Source organism: Methylophilus flavus (assembly GCF_042678905.1).
GTDB classification, from domain to species: Bacteria; Pseudomonadota; Gammaproteobacteria; order Burkholderiales; family Methylophilaceae; genus Methylophilus; species Methylophilus flavus.
The window spans coordinates 274033-291675 of sequence record NZ_JBHTLN010000001.1 but is presented as its reverse complement, the minus strand read 5'-3'; the positions used below and the strand labels follow the sequence as shown (position 1 = coordinate 291675).

The 17643-nt window shown below is 49.9% G+C and carries 14 protein-coding genes and 1 other RNA gene; 8 read left to right on the top strand and 7 right to left on the bottom strand.

What is annotated here, in order from left to right; all coding sequences use genetic code 11:
* Positions 1–7: 7 nt before the first annotated feature.
* Positions 8–1330, bottom strand: a complete 1323-nt coding sequence (gene glgC, locus ACFQ2T_RS01400; protein ID WP_379029480.1) for a glucose-1-phosphate adenylyltransferase — start codon at positions 1328–1330, stop codon at positions 8–10.
* A gap of 214 nt (positions 1331–1544) precedes the next feature.
* On the opposite strand from glgC, the gene glgB reads away from it, so the two are divergent.
* Both glgB and pgi read left to right on the top strand, forming a co-directional pair.
* Positions 1545–3761: a 1,4-alpha-glucan branching protein GlgB gene (gene glgB, locus ACFQ2T_RS01395; RefSeq protein WP_379029477.1), complete on the top strand. Its 2217-nt coding sequence runs from the start codon at positions 1545–1547 to the stop codon at positions 3759–3761.
* Positions 3762–3884: 123 nt separating this feature from the next.
* Complete coding sequence (gene pgi / locus ACFQ2T_RS01390; protein ID WP_379029474.1) at positions 3885–5537, top strand: glucose-6-phosphate isomerase; 1653 nt, start codon at positions 3885–3887, stop codon at positions 5535–5537.
* Positions 5538–5596: 59 nt separating this feature from the next.
* On the opposite strand, the gene ACFQ2T_RS01385 is transcribed toward pgi, so the two are convergent.
* The 3 genes from ACFQ2T_RS01385 to ACFQ2T_RS01375 all read right to left on the bottom strand — a co-directional run bounded on the left by ACFQ2T_RS01385 (position 5597) and on the right by ACFQ2T_RS01375 (position 9310).
* Positions 5597–6241 carry a response regulator gene (locus ACFQ2T_RS01385; protein ID WP_379029471.1) on the bottom strand — a complete coding sequence of 215 codons (645 nt, stop codon included), beginning with the start codon at positions 6239–6241 and terminating at the stop codon, positions 5597–5599.
* An 18-nt stretch (positions 6242–6259) separates the two neighbouring features.
* The gene (locus tag ACFQ2T_RS01380; RefSeq protein WP_379029469.1) at positions 6260–7378 is read right to left on the bottom strand and encodes a sensor histidine kinase; all 1119 of its coding nucleotides are present in this window, start codon (positions 7376–7378) and stop codon (positions 6260–6262) included.
* A gap of 129 nt (positions 7379–7507) precedes the next feature.
* Entirely contained in the window at positions 7508–9310 is a 1803-nt protein-coding gene (locus tag ACFQ2T_RS01375; protein WP_379029466.1) for a GGDEF domain-containing protein, read from the bottom strand.
* 206 nt (positions 9311–9516) lie between these two features.
* Between ACFQ2T_RS01375 and ffs the strand changes: the two genes are divergently transcribed.
* From ffs to ACFQ2T_RS01350, 5 genes are all read left to right on the top strand, one after another.
* An RNA gene (gene ffs / locus ACFQ2T_RS01370) (signal recognition particle sRNA small type) lies at positions 9517–9613 on the top strand.
* Positions 9614–9745: 132 nt separating this feature from the next.
* Positions 9746–11536 carry a DNA polymerase III subunit gamma/tau gene (gene dnaX / locus ACFQ2T_RS01365; protein ID WP_379029463.1) on the top strand — a complete coding sequence of 597 codons (1791 nt, stop codon included), beginning with the start codon at positions 9746–9748 and terminating at the stop codon, positions 11534–11536.
* A 24-nt stretch (positions 11537–11560) separates the two neighbouring features.
* The gene (locus ACFQ2T_RS01360; protein ID WP_055825253.1) at positions 11561–11869 is read left to right on the top strand and encodes a YbaB/EbfC family nucleoid-associated protein; all 309 of its coding nucleotides are present in this window, start codon (positions 11561–11563) and stop codon (positions 11867–11869) included.
* A gap of 15 nt (positions 11870–11884) precedes the next feature.
* On the top strand, positions 11885–12484 hold the full coding sequence (gene recR, locus ACFQ2T_RS01355) for a recombination mediator RecR (RefSeq protein ID WP_379029460.1): 600 nt from the start codon (positions 11885–11887) through the stop codon (positions 12482–12484).
* A 233-nt stretch (positions 12485–12717) separates the two neighbouring features.
* A complete protein-coding gene (locus tag ACFQ2T_RS01350; protein ID WP_379029457.1) occupies positions 12718–13251 on the top strand; it encodes a hypothetical protein in 534 nt (177 codons plus the stop codon).
* Positions 13252–13352: 101 nt separating this feature from the next.
* On the opposite strand, the gene ACFQ2T_RS01345 is transcribed toward ACFQ2T_RS01350, so the two are convergent.
* Positions 13353–13547, bottom strand: coding sequence for a CsbD family protein (locus ACFQ2T_RS01345; RefSeq protein WP_379029454.1), 195 nt, complete (start codon positions 13545–13547; stop codon positions 13353–13355).
* A gap of 325 nt (positions 13548–13872) precedes the next feature.
* Between ACFQ2T_RS01345 and ACFQ2T_RS01340 the strand changes: the two genes are divergently transcribed.
* Positions 13873–16254 carry an EAL domain-containing protein gene (locus ACFQ2T_RS01340; RefSeq protein ID WP_379029452.1) on the top strand — a complete coding sequence of 794 codons (2382 nt, stop codon included), beginning with the start codon at positions 13873–13875 and terminating at the stop codon, positions 16252–16254.
* A gap of 33 nt (positions 16255–16287) precedes the next feature.
* Here ACFQ2T_RS01340 and ACFQ2T_RS01335 read toward each other — a convergent pair whose 3' ends face one another.
* Positions 16288–16932 (bottom strand): HAD family hydrolase, encoded by a 645-nt coding sequence (locus ACFQ2T_RS01335; protein ID WP_379029449.1) that lies wholly within the window; start codon positions 16930–16932, stop codon positions 16288–16290.
* On the bottom strand, positions 16932–17630 hold the full coding sequence (gene ubiG / locus ACFQ2T_RS01330; RefSeq protein WP_379029446.1) for a bifunctional 2-polyprenyl-6-hydroxyphenol methylase/3-demethylubiquinol 3-O-methyltransferase UbiG: 699 nt from the start codon (positions 17628–17630) through the stop codon (positions 16932–16934). Before ubiG ends, ACFQ2T_RS01335 begins: the two co-directional genes overlap by 1 nt.
* Positions 17631–17643: the final 13 nt, after the last annotated feature.

Here is a 17643-nt window from a genome sequence, read left to right as displayed (position 1 = left end):
TTTTGAGTTACTTCACACGATACAAATCCTGGCCCAGCATATCGGGCGTCACCAGTACAATGCCTTTTTCCGACACGTAAAAGCGCTTGCTGTCCCGCACAAGATCAGTGCCTATGTGCATGCCAGCCGGGATATCACAACCGCGGTCAATCACCACGTTTTTCAGTATCACGCCTTCATTGATTTTTACTTTAGGCAAAATCACTGCGCCATCCAGGTCACAGTAATCGGCCACATGTACACCTGAAAACAGTACTGAATTTGAGACACTTGAACCGCTGATCAGACAACCGCCAGAAACCAGCGAGTCCGTTGCCTTACCGGTGCGGCCTTCATCCTTGAAGACAAATTTGGCTGGTGGTAATTGTTCCTGGTAAGTCCATATAGGCCACTCGCTGTCATACAAGTTCAATTCAGGAATGACTTTTGTCAGTTCCATATTGGCTTCCCAATAAGCATCTATGGTTCCGACATCGCGCCAGTAAAAACTATTGTCCAGAGCGCCAACGCAGCTATCGGTGAAGCGATGTGCCTGCACCCTGTACTTGTTAATGATGTAAGGGATAATGTCCTGGCCAAAATCGTGGTGGGAATTACGGTCGTAGGCATCGCGTATAAGTTGTTCGTACAGGAATTTGGCATTGAAAATATAAATGCCCATGCTTGCAAATGCCTGGGTAGGGTCATCAACCATCGGTTTGGGATTGGCCGGCTTCTCGTCGAATGCAACCACACGGTCGGTAGCATCGACTTCCAGCACGCCGAAGCCCTTGGCATCTTCCAGCGGCACGTTGATGCAGGCAATCGTCATGTCTGCATTACTGCGCGCATGCGTGGCCAGCATTTTGCCGTAGTCCATTTTATAGATGTGATCGCCCGCCAGCACAAGAATATACTCGCCCCCGTTCTCACGTAACAGGTCGATATTCTGATACACCGCATCCGCTGTGCCCTTGTACCATTCCTCTCCCAGGCGCTGCTGGGCCGGGATAATATTCACATACTCATTAAACTCACCACGCAAGAAGCCCCAGCCACGCTGCACGTGCTGGATCAGGCTTTGCGCCTTGTATTGTGTGGCGACATTAATGCGGCGAATACCGGAGTTAATGCAATTGGAAAGCGGGAAATCAATGATGCGGAATTTACCACCGAACTGTACAGCCGGCTTAGCGCGCCAGTCGGTAAGGTTTTTTAATCGGCTGCCGCGACCACCGGCAAGGATGATGGCGACGGTATTTTTAGTTAGCGTACTGATAAACCGGTCGGATTGACGATCCTGTCGCCGGCTGTATCTTCTGCGTTCAACAAATTCGACTACTTCAGACATGATGCCTTTCCTGTTTTTCTGATCCTGAAAAATCAGCCTGTAGCCATGCATAGCGATACATTGTAAAGACGACAAAAACGCTTGTAAACCGCAGGTCCGACATCCACAGTCTGCATGATAATTCAGGCAATGACAACGATATTTCCGCCGTAAACGGCGTAAAACCTCACTTTTTTTGTTAGGATGGGTGGTTAGTCAAACGGACCCGGCCAGCATGACAGTCAAATTAGCTTCACCGAATCACACGCACACCCTGCACCTGCAACGCATACTTGATGCGACTCACCACGATCCATTCCAGTTCCTTGGCGTACACCAGGATGAAGCGAAAGGGCCCTGGTTTGTGCGTGTATTTCAGCCAAACGCCGAGAAACTCTGGGTCAATATCGAGGGCGAATGGCAAGCGATGGCATTGAATGATAGCCACGGTTTATTCGAATTGGCATCCAGGGTAGCCGTGCCAGCCCCGGTGCAGTTACGCATACAGCCACGCGGGCAGGACACATTTTACGAAACCAATGATACCTACAGCTTTGAGAGCACCATATCGCTGGAAGAACTGTACCTGTTTGGCGAAGGCAGGCTGCTGGAGGCTTATAACACGTTAGGCGCTGTGCCGATGACGGTACAAGGCGTAGAAGGCGTCAGGTTTGCAGTGTGGGCGCCGAGTGCCGAACGAGTCAGTGTGATAGGCAGCTTTAACCAGTGGGATGGCCGCGTGAATGCCATGCGTGTGCTGGGTGGTAGCGGCGTGTGGGAGCTGTTTATCCCGCACCTGACTGAACATGATTTATACAAATTCGAGATCCGTAACCGCGAACATGGCTTTGTTGTAACCAAGGCGGACCCTTACGGAAAAGCATTTGAGGCCAGGCCAGGTTCGGCAAACCGTATCTGCCAAAGCTGTTATATATGGCAGGACGACGATTGGCTACAGGATCGCCAGCGGCATGACTGGCTACATGCCCCGTTTAACTGTTATGAAGTGCATCTGGGTAGCTGGCAACGTGATAAAAACGGTCATTTCATGACCTATCGCCATCTGGCTGATACTTTAATTCCACATGTGAGCAGCATGGGTTATACGCATATTGAGTTGTTGCCTGTTGCAGAGCATCCACTCAATGAGTCCTGGGGATACCAGGTCACTGGATACTTTGCGCCTACCCAGCGCTTTGGCAGCCCGGATGACCTGAAATACTTTATTGATCAATGCCATGCCGCCAACATCGGCGTAATTCTTGATTGGGTACCGGGACATTTCCCCAAAGATGACTGGGCGCTGGCACGTTTTGACGGCACGGCACTCTATGAGCATGCTGACCCCCGACTAGGAGAACATACTGACTGGGGCACCTATATCTTTAATTATGGCCGCAATGAAGTCCGCAACTTTTTGCTAAGCAATGCTTATTACTGGATCAAAGAATTCCATATTGATGGCTTGCGGGTCGATGCTGTGGCTTCAATGTTATATCTGGACTATTCACGAAATGCAGGTGAATGGGTGCCGAATATGTATGGCGGACGTGAAAACCTTGAAGTGATTGAATTCCTCAAGCAGCTGAATACCATGGTTGGCGAGCGTTTCCCTGGCGCACTTGTGATCGCTGAAGAATCAACCTCATGGCCAGCGGTTTCCCGCCCGGTCTACACCGGTGGCCTGGGTTTCAATATGAAATGGAACATGGGCTGGATGAATGATGTGCTCGGTTATATGGAAGTCGATCCACTCTACCGCCAATACCAACATAATCGCCTGACCTTCGGGCAAATGTATGCGTACTCAGAAAACTTCGTGTTGCCTTTTTCGCACGATGAAGTAGTGCATGGCAAAAAATCCCTGCTGGGCAAAATGCCTGGCGATTCATGGCAGAAATTTGCCAATTTAAGATTGCTGCTGACTTTCCAGATGACCATCCCTGGCAAAAAACTGAATTTCATGGGTAATGAATTTGCGCAATGGCGTGAGTGGAATGTCAACCAGAGCCTGGACTGGCACTTGCTGGAAGATAGTTATCCCGAACATCATATGCATAGAGGCGTGCAATCGCTGGCACGTGATCTGAATATGCTTTACAAGCAAAGCCCTGCCCTGCATGTGCATGACTTTGACCAGCAGGGTTTCCAATGGATAGATTGCCAGGATGGCGGCCAATCCCTGTTGAGTTATATTCGCCGCGGCAATGACCATAGTTTTGTTATAATAGTGCTTAACTTTACACCGGTGCCGCGTCATCAATATCGCCTGGGCGTGCCACAATCAGGTGTATACAAAGAAGTATTTAACAGTGATGCAGCTATTTATGGCGGTAGCAACGTAGGCAATAGCAATGACTGTCACACTGACCCCGTTCCGTGGATGGATCATCCTGACTCAATCAGTATAAACTTACCTCCACTAGCGGGTGTCATACTTCGGTTACAATGAATTGATACACTATAACGATTATATGATGGCTCGCAAAAGGCGTTGATGATTGCCATTTGCGGGCCTGATAGATTTATCTGACTTAAAATTTAATTGACTTGAAAACTTAAGCAACAACATAACATGGCTAAATTAACGACGCACCCCAGCTGGCACGCGCTGAACCAGCACCAAAGTGATATCCGTAATGTTCAAATGCGTGATCTGTTCAAACAAGACGCAAAACGATTCGAAGAATTCAGTTTAAATGTAGATGGCATTCTGCTGGACTACTCCAAGCATCGCATCACCAAACAAACCTTATCCCTGCTGTTTCAACTGGCGCGTGACTCTCACATTGAGACCTGGCGTGACCGCATGTTTTCCGGTGAAAAAATTAACATCACCGAAAACCGTGCCGTCTTGCATACCGCCCTGCGTAACCGTAGCAACACGCCGGTAGAAGTAGATGGCAAGGACGTCATGCCTGAAGTCAATGCCGTGCTGTCGCATATGCGTACATTCACTGAGCAGGTACGTAGCGGCAAATGGACCGGTTACACCGGCAAACGCATTACCGATATTGTGAATATCGGTATTGGCGGTTCCGACCTCGGCCCGGTGATGGCCTGCGATGCACTTAAGCCTTATGCCAGCCCTGATTTAAAAGCACACTTTGTTTCAAACATTGATGGCGCCCACCTGGTGCGTGCGCTGGAACAATGCGACCCTGAAACCACGCTGTTTATCGTGGCTTCCAAAACCTTCACTACCCAGGAAACCATGACCAATGCGCACTCTGCACGCCGCTGGTTCCTGGATGCAGCCAAAGATGAGCATCACGTCGCCAAACACTTTGTCGCCTTGTCGACGAATGCCAAAGCCGTGGAAGCTTTCGGTATCAATACCGACAACATGTTTGCCTTCTGGGATTGGGTAGGCGGACGTTATTCGCTGTGGTCTGCGATTGGTTTATCGATTGCCCTGTACGTAGGCATGGACAACTTTGAGCAGTTGCTGGCCGGCGGTCACGCCATGGACCACCACTTCAAGGATGCGCCTCTGGAACAGAACATGCCGGTGATCATGGCATTGCTGGGCATCTGGTATAACAACTTCTTCCATGTCGATACGCATGCGATCCTGCCTTACGACCAGGGCATGTCACGCTTTGCCGCCTACCTGCAACAGGCCGATATGGAAAGTAACGGTAAATTTATCTGCCGTGACGGCAGCCGCGTCAGCTATAAAACCGGCCCGGTCATCTGGGGCGAAGCAGGCACCAATGGCCAGCACGCGTTTTACCAGCTGATTCACCAGGGGACACAAATGGTCCCTGCTGACTTTTTGATGCCGGTGAAAAGCCATTACAAAGTCGGTAGCCCGGATGACCAGCATCATAAAATTCTGCTGGCTAACTTCCTGGCGCAGACCCAAGCATTAATGTTGGGTAAAACCCGTGAAGAAGCCCGTGCAGAACTTGATAAGCAAGGTTTGTCAGGAAAAGCACTGGATGACTTGTTACCGCACAAAGTGTTTGAAGGTAACCGCCCGACGACTTCCATCATGTTTGAGCAATTGACGCCTTTCACACTGGGCAAACTGATTGCCTTGTATGAACACAAGATTTTTGTGCAAGGCATTATCTGGGACATCAACAGCTATGACCAATGGGGTGTGGAATACGGCAAACAGATTGCCAGCCAGATTCTGCCACTATTGACAAGTAATGATGCGGTGACCAGCTTTGACAGCTCGACCAACGGCTTAATCAATTACTCTAAGAAAAACGCTTAATTAACTGATTTAAAAAATAAAAGGCCTTTATAAGGCCTTTTTTTTATTGCTGTAGAACCTTATTCAACAAGCTGGTTTTTAATTGCGTAATGCGTAATATCCGCATTGTGTTTTAAATTCATTTTCTCCAGTAAACGGGTGCGATACATACTCACGGTTTTCACCGACAATGCCAGTTTGTCGGCAATTTCACTGACCGATAAACCGGAAGCAATCATGCGCATCACCTGAAACTCACGATCAGACAAAGACTCATGTAGCGCGGCCGCGTGTTCATTGCCAACCTGTTCGGCCAAGATTTCCGCCACATTGGCCGTGATATATTTCCTGCCTTTGGCCAGGGTATGAATGGCAGTCAGCAACTCTTCAGAAGCCGTATGCTTGCACAAGTAACCAGAAGCCCCTGAGCGGATGGAACGTACCGCATACTGGTCTTCCATGTACATGGATAGCATCAGCACATTCAAGGCTGCATTTTCACGCTTGATCAGCTTGAGCGCCTCAATACCGGTTTTATCCGGCAGCGAAATATCCAGCAACATGACATCAGCCGGTATTTCACGCACACATTTCAGCGCCTGTGCCACATTCTCCGCCTCACCAACCACCTCAATATCACCGCTGGCAACCAGTATCTGTTTAATGCCAGAGCGTAGAATCGCGTGGTCATCAACGATGATGACTCTAATTTTTTTAGTATCCAAGCTGTTGCCTCACATTTTTCATGTTGCTGCTGTCCGCACAGGGGCTTGTACCCGTATCAGCGTCCCGGGACCTTGCGCAGGGGATTCGATATAGCATTCGCCGCCAAATGCCGCCGCCCGCTCCTGCATGCCACGCAGGCCAAAAGAATTCGGTTTTATTTTATCTGCAGGGGCAATGCCTATGCCATTATCGGCAATGATCATGCATAACTCTTCCGCTTCCTGGTTCAACTCTACCCGCACCTCGTCTGCCTGCGCGTATTTGGCGATATTGGACAAGGCTTCCTGGCAAATGCGGAACAAGGCCATGGATTTGTCATGGTCACAGTCCAACTCATCGCAATTGGTGATAAACCTGGCCTTTAAGCCCAATTGTTTCTTGAATTGATTCACCTGCCACTCCAGAGCATCGACCAGGCCTAGATCCAGGATATTCGGCCGTAAGTTACCGGAAATACGGTGCACCGAATCAAACGTCTGGTTCACAATCGATTGCAACATGGTCGCCTGTTCGATATCGACGGGCGCGCCCTGCTGGATTTTCTGGATAATAGTGGAAAGGCCCAGCTTCATCGCCGTCATATTGCCGCCCAGATCATCATGGATCTCGCGTGCGATGCTGACGCGTTCCTGTTCTTTCACCTGGTTCAAATGGGCTGTCAGCGCCTGCAAATCATGCTTAGCCTGCTCGATCTCCTGCTTTTCGTGCTTGCTCTGGCTGATATTGAGCATGATGCCATCCCACTGCACCGCGCCCTGCCCCAGGGCTTGTATGGTGGCGCGGATATTCACCCACTTCATGTCCTGCCAGTCGGCGATCCAGATTTTGCCTTCCCAATCCAGCCGCCTGTGCTGCCGGGCGGATTGTTGCAGCTTGTGCTTGAACTGGCTGGCAGACTTTTCTTCCATCGCATTGAATAAAGCCTGTGCATCTTTAAGCAATGCCGCAGTGGGAATGCCTAACAAGGCTTCACAGCCTTCACTCAGGTAGGTGAATACGACTTGCGCATCGGCAGTCATATGCATTTGAAATACCAGGCCGGGAATGCTGGAAACAATGGCTGAAAATCTGCGCTCGCTTTCATGCAAGGCATCTTTGACGCTATCGACAGGAGAGTCAGTTGCAGGGCTGGTCACAGGGCACCTCTTGTTAGATGCCAATTAGCATACCATGACACCCCGTGCGTTGGGTATGCTTTATCAGCCCATCATGACTGATGGGCATCACCGAGGGATAATGAAGCAGGGACTATGTTAAGTACTTGATCAGGACTGGCTTTCGCGCAAATCAATTTCAGTCATGACGCGGTTTTTACCGCTCTTCTTCGCCAGGTACATGGCCTGGTCGGCGCGCAACAGGATAGAGCTGACATCATCCTCGTTCTGAAACAGCGCCACGCCAGCACTGAATGTAATCAGTAATTTCTGGTTATTACCCAGGAAATACTCTTTGGTCAGTGCACGTTGTAAGCGGCTCATGGTGGTGACCGCTTCATCAAGATTGGTATTGGGCAGAATAACAACGAACTCTTCCCCGCCCATGCGGGTCACGATATCGGTCGGGCGCACGGTGCGTTTGACAACGCCCGCCAGATGCTTCAGGGCAGAATCACCGGCCGCGTGTCCGTGCTGGTCATTCAGAGATTTAAAGTTATCAATATCCAGCAATGCCACACTCAGCAATTCGCCACTACGGCGATAGCGGGCGATTTCGGTACTGAATGCATCATCCATCCCGCGCCGGTTCAATACACCGGTCAGCTGGTCGATGCGCACCACTTCGCTAAGTTGACTCAGTTCATCCTGCAATTTCAGGATGCGCGCCTGGGTATCGCTCGCAACACGCTGCTGATTCAGTAAATCGTCGCGTGAACGCAGGATATCGGTCTGCATCACCGAAGTATCACGCATCAGGTGATTCACCAGTTCATTGATTTTAATCAGGTCATCCGTTTGCGAGAGTTCCTGGGCATAGGTCTCAATCTTGCCGCTGTAAAGCTCGCTGGCCTCGCCCATGTATTTCAGCTTGTCAATAAACGAGCTGATCAGGGTTTTGAATGAACTCCTGGCCTCTATCAGGCTGTGTTTCAGCAAACCCTGTTTGTAGATGACTTCTTTCAGGCTCTTTTCCGCCTGCTTGAGTTTGGCACGATCCAGCGGACCGCTGATAATCGATTGCACGGCATAAACCTGGCCGCTTAGCCAGCTATCATCTGCCACCAGTTCGCCAATGTTGGACAATAGCAGATGCAGCAAATCGATAATGTCGCCACGTACATCGTCCTCTTTGGCGCCTATCACTTCCACGCGCATCAATAACGCCTTCAGTGATTTGGCTAGTGCTTCCCATTCCTTGACCTTTTTGGCCCGCTCGGTGCTCTCTTGTACGGCGACAGCTTCCACTTGCAAGTCAGGGTAACCTTCCAGACGTGGAATCAGACCCAACTGTAGTGTTTGCTTGAGCAGGGTTTGCAAAATAGTGAATGCGCCATGAAATTGCTGCACCTCACCGGGCAACTCTTCTTTAGTCAAAGGCTCTATCGCTGCAGGTACGGCAGCTGCACCGGGCACCTCTTTTAACTCGTCAGGTACGGGGATTCCCTCAACCCTGGCATCTGCCGGTAACCAGTTATTGGCCATGCCCAGCAATTTATCAGACAGCGTATCGTCGTTACCGAAATTAATCAGCACCCGCTCCAGCATCTCACGTTTCCTTGCGAGCTCCATGCCGGTACGTTTGTCATCCCAGCCCTGCATCAGCGTACGTATCGCTTTAGGCCACTTGGTGGAGTGACTGAGCTGTTGCAGCATGGCTTCTTTCAGTAAATCTGCCAACCCCTGCCAGTTATCCTGTTTGAGTACTTTTTCCCAACGGTTCACCCAGTTTGTTTGCTCCATGGAATCATGTGGCAACTGCTTTAACGCTTTGCGCAAGGCGGATGCAGCATCTTCTTTGGCTGGTTTGCCGGAAACTTCCAGATAAATCTGCGTGTAATTTTCCGGCGTAGGTTCCACGCGGCGTACCGTGATCTGTTTGATGGTCTCGCGTGCAATTTCCGATGCAGTCATGGATGTTCCGTGGGTTGCCATAGTATTTTATACCGCATATGGTTGCTGAAAAATAAGGCATATTGTGCAATGAAAAATACCGGTTTAATGTGGCCATAAGAAGGCAGATTGCCTGTTATTTTTTGAATTGTGGCGCGGGTGTTTTTATAAGCTGGTCTGCAAAAAAACAAAGCCCTGCTGGTATTGTTTTGCGTTACAATAGCGCCGGCGGGCCTCCCCGCATTGTAAGATAGCCAACCTGGTCAGATGCGGAAGCAAGCAGCCACAACTGTCAAGCAAGTGCCGGGGGTTGGGCTCGCCCCCTTCTGCCTTGCCATCCAGCCAAATTTCCAACCCTTTCCCTGAATCATTTAGTTGTCCGGACATGCGCATAATCAGGCAATTTAGGCTAAAGTATTGGTTTGGCTTTATGACATTTAATCAATAGAGACCGCAATGTCTTACCAAGTACTGGCGCGTAAATGGCGCCCAAAATCCTTTAGTAGTCTGGTCGGGCAAGACCATGTGGTGCAAGCATTAAGTAATGCGCTGAGCCAGCAACGCTTACACCATGCTTACCTGTTTACCGGCACCCGGGGTGTTGGTAAAACCACGCTGTCACGCATTCTGGCCAAGTCACTTAACTGTGCCACCGGCATTACTGCCACGCCTTGCGGTGAGTGCGATGCCTGCCGCGCGATCGATATTGGCCGCTATGTGGATTACGTAGAAATGGATGCCGCCTCTAACCGCGGTATCGCTGACATGGTCAGTCTGCTGGAGCAGGCGATTTACGCGCCCTCTTCTGGCCGCTTCAAGGTGTATATGATCGATGAAGTGCATATGCTGACCAAAGAAGCCTTCAATGCCATGCTGAAAACGCTGGAAGAGCCGCCAGCACATGTCAAATTCATCCTGGCGACCACTGACCCGCAAAAAGTGCCGGTGACCATACTGTCCCGCTGCCTGCAGTTTAATTTACGCCAAATGGCGAGTAGCACCATTACCGCCCACCTGCAGGATATTCTTGGGCAGGAACAGATCACGTTTGAAGCGCCAGCCCTGCAATTGATTGCGCGCGCAGCCAATGGCAGCATGCGTGACGCCTTATCACTGACCGACCAGGCGATTGCCTATGGCAACCAGTCCGTGCGTGAAACCGATGTGCGCAGCATGCTGGGCGCCATTGATCAAAGTTATCTGTATGAGTTATTACGCGCCCTGATCAACAATGACGCTCTGGCCTTGCTCAATATTGCGCAGCAGATGGATTCACGCAGTATTGGTTTTGAAAGTGCACTGAAAGACCTGGCTGCCTTACTGCACCTGCTGGCGATTGCCCAGCACAGCCCGCAGGCGATTGCGGATGACCATCCAGAACGGCAAACCCTGTTGGACCTGTCATCGCAACTGACTGCCGAGATGCTGCAACTGTATTACCAGATTTCTATTCTGGGTCACCGCGACATCGGCCTGGCACCTGATGCCTATGCCGGTTTCACCATGACTCTATTGCGCATGCTGGCATTTAAAACAGATGCAATGGCGCCTGCTTCATCGGCCCCGGCCGGGAATGCCGGATCAACTGAAAGTAACACGCGTTCAGCTGCCGCCAGTGGTGGTGCTCGCGCCGCCCTGGCACAAAGCCGTCAACCAGCTGCGACTAATGTCCCTCATGTGGCACAAGCACCAGTTATAGAGGCACCGGTTATAGTGGCTCCGGCTATCCCAGTCGAAACCACCATTTCAGTGACTCAGGCTGTGGCGGTCAGCCCGCCGGTCATTGAGAGCGTGCAAGTGACTGAACAGGCATTTGTTCAAGCAGTCGAACAGAATGCTGCATCATCAGAAACCCTGCCTTTTCAATGGGATGGCAACTGGCGAACCCTGGTGGAGAACCACTTAAGCAAGCTGGGCCTGGTGCGTGCATTGGCACAGAACTGTGAGCTGGTTTCTTATGATGCAGACAATATGGTGCTGCGTATTGGTGACGCGCATAAGCATCTCGCCAGCGCGAATTACCTGGATAAATTGAACACTGCCCTGAATACTCACTTTGGCCGCCGCATTAAACTGACGATACAGGTCGGGCAAGAAGCCAATACGCCTGCCAGGCAAATGGCAGTCGAAAGAGCAGAATTACAGGATCAAGCCAAAGACGCCATATTGAGCGACCACTTTGTACAAGGCCTGATGCAGGAAATGGGCGCAACCATTGTGCCCAACTCGATTAAACCTCTACATTAACCACATCAAACTTAGGAGCATACGATGATGAAAGGTGGCATGGGCAATATGATGAAACAGGCCCAGATGATGCAAGCCAATATGCAAAAGGCGCAAGCCGAACTAGCATTGACTGAAGTAGAAGGCATTGCCAGCAATGGGTTGGTCAAAGTGACCATGACCTGTAGCAACGATGTCAAACGCATCCAGATAGATGACTCAGTCATGGATGACAAGGAAACACTGGAAGACCTGATCCTGATTGCCTTAAAAGATGGCAAAGCCAAAGCTGAAGCTACCTCATCTGCCAAGATGAGTGGCATGATGCCTGCCGGTTTTAAACTTCCGTTTTAAGCCGAAAGTCAGCGTTTGAACTCACCCGCAGTCCTAGAACAACTGATCAACGCCCTCCGCTGCCTGCCTGGCGTTGGTCCTAAATCCTCCACCCGCATGGCTTACCACCTGTTGCAGCGTGACCGCGAAGGCGCACAGCGCCTGGCCGCCAGTTTACAACAGGCACTGGATAAACTCGCGCATTGCGACTACTGCAATAATTTCAGCGAGCATGCGGTGTGCAGCTTATGTCTGGATAGCCACAGAGACAAATCTTCGCTATGCGTGGTGGAGATGCCGACCGACCTGATGATGCTGGAAAACACCCGTAGTTACCAGGGCCAGTATTTTGTACTAATGGGCAAGCTCTCGCCCATGGATGGCATAGGCCCTAAAGATATACACCTGGATAAACTGCTGAAACGTGCGCAGGACAACCTGGTGGAGGAAGTCATACTGGCAACAAACTTTACTTCTGAAGGCGAAGCCACCGCGCATTACATCGGTCAGATGCTGAAATCCAGAGGGATTAAAGTCAGCCGCATCGCACGTGGCCTGCCTATGGGCGGCGAGATCGAGTACGTAGATAGTGGGACACTCTCCACGGCACTGCTTGAACGTAAAATCGTCACCTAAACACCCTTATCTGCATTCTCACTACCGAGGACAGGCTTTATGTGTACACGCATGCGGTCGACCAATTCCTACAATGTTTTAAGCAATAGCCGATAACTGCCATGGCTTTAACTCCTTATATTAAACACTATCTTCTTAACTAAATATTTATCTGCTTGTTTTACTTGGATTATACCCAGCGTAAAGCAATTGCCTTTTAGTGAAGATCAATCATAAATAAACAAGGAGCGGTGATGAAACTAACAAAATTATCTTTACCTTTCGTGAGCGTATTGTTGCTGGGGTCATTGCAGCTATCAACGGCTTGGGCCGGTGGCGTGGCGGGTGCTGGTGGTGCGGCTGGAGTAGGTGCAGGTGCTGGCGGTAATTCCGGTGCGGCTGGCGTTGGAGTTAGTGCTGGCGGTAACGCTGGTGCTAATGGTGTAGGCGCTGGCGTTAATGGTGCAGCAGGTGCGGGCATGGGTGGAAACGCAGGCGCTAACGGTGTTGCAGTGCCTAACGGCGCAACGGGCGGCGCAGCAGTTCCGGCAAACAGGCCAACTGTCGATCCTAACCGCCCAGCTGCACCTGCAGGACAAGACCAGAACAGGCCTGCCCCATTGCGCAAAGACATGAAACAGGTGGATCCGGTTAACAGAGATACCAGAGCGGGAACTAACAACACAACAACTGTATCTCCAGCCTCAAATAACACCTGTACTACCATAGATGGTCAAGCGGTATCGGGTAACCAGTGTGCTTCATCTGCAACGCCTAATACCCGCTAGACACTTTAAAAAAAGAACCGCCAGAAATCTATCATCTGGCGGTATTTTTGCATCTCTCAAATGACAAATCAGTCAATCATTAATTTCAAGCGAATGATTTATCAGGGGTAACCAATATCACGTAGGTTTTCTTCGACCTGCTCTCTTGCTAAACCATATCTTTCCTGCAATTTACCCACTAAATATTCATTATTGCCTTCGGACTGTTGGATTTCGTCATCGGTCAGCCTGCCCCACTTGGCCTTGATCCTGCCGGCTAACTGTTTCCACTCACCTTTTACAATATCTTCATTCATGCAATTCTCCTTTTGAGCGCAGTCAAAAATATTATTGTTTTAATTCATCTACGCTTTTATAGGTTTTTACTTATTCACATGTAGGATTTTCTAGCTGAAAGATGAGTTAACTTGAGAGCATTGCGCTCTAAAAGCAATGAGTGTTTTTGATTTAACTCGTACTTAACCATTCACGCACCGGTTAGGCAAACCAATATAGGCAAAGTTTACTTAGACTATACTCTTAATAAAAAGCTGGCAGTGTCGTTATAAAATTAAGACGCCACATTCTAATCAAAAGGCGCCATACAGTCTGCCACACTTATAAAAAGCAAGGTCGTATTAAATGGAATTATTTCTGCATACTTTTGACGCCAACAACCACGCCAATTCAGATAATCCACTTTTTTCAGGAATTAACACCGCATCATTTAGCTACGGTTCAGAAACCGAACTGCTGCATATTTTGGACCAGGTGATTGCGACCGAGTCTGCACGCACACTACGTGATACCTGGGCGCTTGTTACCCCAGATAATAAGGCCATGAATCCAATGGAGGCGCTGCAGGCAACGATGCCCTTCAATACCTTTTATGCGCGTCACAAATATCCATGGCTGCTTTCTGACCTTACGCCCCATATTCAGATGCATTATCAGCCGATTGTGGATTTTGGCCAGGGCGGTAAAGTATTTGGCTTTGAGGCTTTATGCAGGCTGAAAACGCCCGAGGGCAAATGGCTTAACGGTATGGAGGCCTTTGCGCTTGCGGCAGAAGTAAAACGTACCCACGAACTGGATCTCGCTTGCCAGCAACTTGCTTTGATAGGTAAATCACAATCGATTTCAGCCGAGAAACCGATCTTTATCAACGTGTTACCGCAAACTATTATGAGCCCTGGCTGGCTAGACTTTATCCTAAAGATATTGAATCAGCAGGAAATTGATAAACGTGACGTGGTGATTGAAATTGTAGAAAGCGAAAAAACAGATCCCGAAGTACTGGCCCGCTACTGCGACGAAATTCGCATGCATGGTTTGAGAATCGCGTTAGACGACATGGGTTCTGGCTTTAATGGCCTGCGCATTCTGGCTGAAGTACGTGCAGATTTCATCAAAATAGATAGAGCGATTGTGCATGAGGCACAAGGCAGCCGTGTGCGGACAGTGTTACTCGAAGCCATTATTTCTATGGCCCAGCGCCTGGGATGTACCATCATTGCAGAAGGACTGGAGCGCGTAGAAGACATCACCTATTGCCAGGATTTAGGCTTGCATTATGCGCAGGGCTATTATTTTGCCTATCCGCAAAGCACACCTAGTGACCAGGTGACCCCGCTGCCAGCAAGGGATGAATCACATCGCTCGCATGTGCCTGATGACTTCCATATTGGTGAGTACATCAGCCACGGCCTGACGATTGATGTGAGCTGCTCACTGGCCGAGGCAAGACATTTATTCAATGCCCATGCCGATATTGCCAACGCTGTGGTACTTGATGGACAAAAACCTCTGGGAGTATTGAGGCGCGGCAAGGTTTTTTCCAAGAAACAAACTGGTTTGGGGGCATGCTGTGATCCGCTACCCAAGGTCATTAACCATATGTGGCCATCTTCAGTGCTAGCGCGCATCTTTTACCTGGAGCGTGGCAATATAGACATCTGGATTACCGTGAATGATGAAGGCGGCTATATGGGCGTCTTGCAACCGATGGAAATCATGGCCCAATTAATCAGCCGCAAGGCATCAAGCGGCAATCTGCATCCACTCAGTCATTTGACTACGGGTCCTACGCTTAGACAAACGCTGGATAACAGCCTGCGTAATAACACCAATACACAACTGATCTATATTGATCTGGATCACTTTAAGGCATACAACGACCGCTATGGCTTTATTCGTGGCGATGCAATGATCCGCTTGCTATCCGAAATCATCCGCCAGGAATACCAGGATAAATCTGGCGTCATGGTGGGGCATATCGGTGGCGATGACTTCGTGCTGATCTATGATCACAATGCCCCTGCCCTCAATGACACATTGCTACATATTATTAGCCAGTTTCAGGCTTTGGCGGTGCATCTTTACGATGCAAGCGATCTTGAGCGGGGATTCTTTACTACCGAAGATGGTAAAGATCACCCGGTGGCGAGCGTGTCTATTGCTGTCGTCAATGGTAAACAAGGGAGTCTGGAAAACAGCGTGGTAGCGGCGGAACGGGCAGCGCATCTCAAAAAAATAGGTAAAGCTAATATTGGCAGTATTGTGGTGGTCGAAGATACGCCACCTCAAACCATTTTGCCTACAAAAGAGTTTTATTCAGGATGGCAACAGAAAGCACTGTCGGCACTGCAATCACTGTTGAATACGCAACGCTCAACCGGTTCGCATGATCTGGATAGTTGCTTCGCCGAGTTCCCTTACTTTGAAGTGATCTTTGAACTAGAGGCTAACGGCATCCAGCGCTATGCCAACTGGATAAATCCGAACATGTATGGAAAAATCAAGGCAGGCGGTGCAGGCATAGACCGTAGTCAGCAAGCCTATTATCAACGCGTGGCAGAAACAAATGCACCTTATATTTCAAGTATTTACCTGTCTACCGCCACAGAGGATTTCTGCCTGACCGTCTCTTTGCCTATCCTGGGTAACGACGGCCAGCTAGTCAGTATATTAGTGGCAGATATTAATATTGCAGCGATGGCAGTACTTAGCAGTACAAGAAATTAAACCCCAGGCTAGATCACCATGTGCTGATGCTGACTACAAATAGGAAAGCAAGTCTTGCGGTTGCCTGATATAGCCATCAGCGCCCCATTCCTGGGGTTTATCTGTTTCTGACAGGTAGCCAAACAAGGCAACCAGCGTGGTCATTCCTGCCGCATTTCCTGCCTGAACGTCGCGTTCGGCATCTCCCAGGTAAATGGTGTTAGCCGGATTTAACTGCATGCGGTCGCATGCGAGCAATAGCGTTTGCGGTGAAGGCTTGGGTGCTGGCGCATCATCGCCACTGATCACTGCGCCGGCACGGACTGCCAGACCCAATGCTTCAACAATCGGCGTGGTAAACCGTCGTGGTTTATTTGTCACTATCCCCCACTGCAAGCCTTGCTGCTCAATTGCTGCCAGCGTTTCACTCATGCCTGGGAACAATACAGGCTGTCGCGTCAATACCTCGGTATATAAATCCAGATACTCTGTACGCATCTCGTTGAAAGCGGCATCCTCAGGGCTTAATCCAAATCCGATTTCCAGCAGCCCTTTAGAGCCGTGTGACGCATAAGGACGCATGGCGGCATCCGGCAAAAAAGCCAGTCCATGGCGCTGGCGCTGTAGATTCAGCGCATATCCGAGGTCTGCTGCGGTATCTACCAGGGTGCCGTCTAAATCAAACAATACAGCCTGCATCAATTATCCTTAATGGCATGCAGCATGTAATTGACGCTGGTATCTACCGTCAGGCTATATTGCTTGTTGAGCGGATTATAGGTCAAGCCGGTCTGATGTTGCAGCTCCAGACCTGACTGGCGTAACCAGGCTGCCAACTCAGATGGTTTGATAAATTTGCTGTAATCATGTGTGCCTTTAGGCAGCAGGTTCAACACATATTCGGCGCCGACAACAGCCATTAGATAGGCTTTGGCATTGCGATTTAAGGTAGAAAAGAACAGGTGGCCGCCAGGCTTGACCAGCGCAGCACAGGCTCGAACGACGCTGGCCGGATCAGGCACGTGCTCCAGCATTTCCATGCAGGTGACTATGTCAAAAGATTGCGGCTTTTCTTCGGCCAACGCTTCAACCGCCACGCAGCGGTATTCGATCGTCACACCGGCTTCGAGTGCATGTAGCTGCGCTACTTGCAGTGATTTGTCAGCCAGGTCTATGCCAGTCACCTGTGCGCCGCGACGTGCCATGGACTCACTTAAAATCCCCCCGCCGCAGCCTACATCAAGCACCTGCTTGCCATTCAGGCTGGCGCGGCTATCAATATAATCCAGGCGCAATGGGTTAAGCTGATGCAAGGGTTTAAACACACCTTGCGGGTCCCACCACTGGTGCGCCAAATCACCAAACTTATTCACTTCTGCGGCTTCTACATTTGCCATCGTAACTCCTTTT

Bases quoted from the DNA above. Each gene is read 5' to 3' on its own strand.
- ACFQ2T_RS01345 (WP_379029454.1), bottom strand. From the start codon at position 13,547: ATGAATGAAGATATTGTAAAAGGTGAGTGGAAACAGTTAGCCGGCAGG.
- pgi (WP_379029474.1), top strand. From the start codon at position 3,885: ATGGCTAAATTAACGACGCACCCCAGCTGGCACGCGCTGAACCAGCAC.
- ACFQ2T_RS01335 (WP_379029449.1), bottom strand. From the start codon at position 16,932: ATGCAGGCTGTATTGTTTGATTTAGACGGCACCCTGGTAGATACCGCA.
- ACFQ2T_RS01340 (WP_379029452.1), top strand. From the start codon at position 13,873: ATGGAATTATTTCTGCATACTTTTGACGCCAACAACCACGCCAATTCA.
- glgC (WP_379029480.1), bottom strand. From the start codon at position 1,330: ATGTCTGAAGTAGTCGAATTTGTTGAACGCAGAAGATACAGCCGGCGA.
- ubiG (WP_379029446.1), bottom strand. From the start codon at position 17,630: ATGGCAAATGTAGAAGCCGCAGAAGTGAATAAGTTTGGTGATTTGGCG.
- dnaX (WP_379029463.1), top strand. From the start codon at position 9,746: ATGTCTTACCAAGTACTGGCGCGTAAATGGCGCCCAAAATCCTTTAGT.
- ACFQ2T_RS01375 (WP_379029466.1), bottom strand. From the start codon at position 9,310: ATGACTGCATCGGAAATTGCACGCGAGACCATCAAACAGATCACGGTA.
- ACFQ2T_RS01360 (WP_055825253.1), top strand. From the start codon at position 11,561: ATGATGAAAGGTGGCATGGGCAATATGATGAAACAGGCCCAGATGATG.
- glgB (WP_379029477.1), top strand. From the start codon at position 1,545: ATGACAGTCAAATTAGCTTCACCGAATCACACGCACACCCTGCACCTG.
- ACFQ2T_RS01350 (WP_379029457.1), top strand. From the start codon at position 12,718: ATGAAACTAACAAAATTATCTTTACCTTTCGTGAGCGTATTGTTGCTG.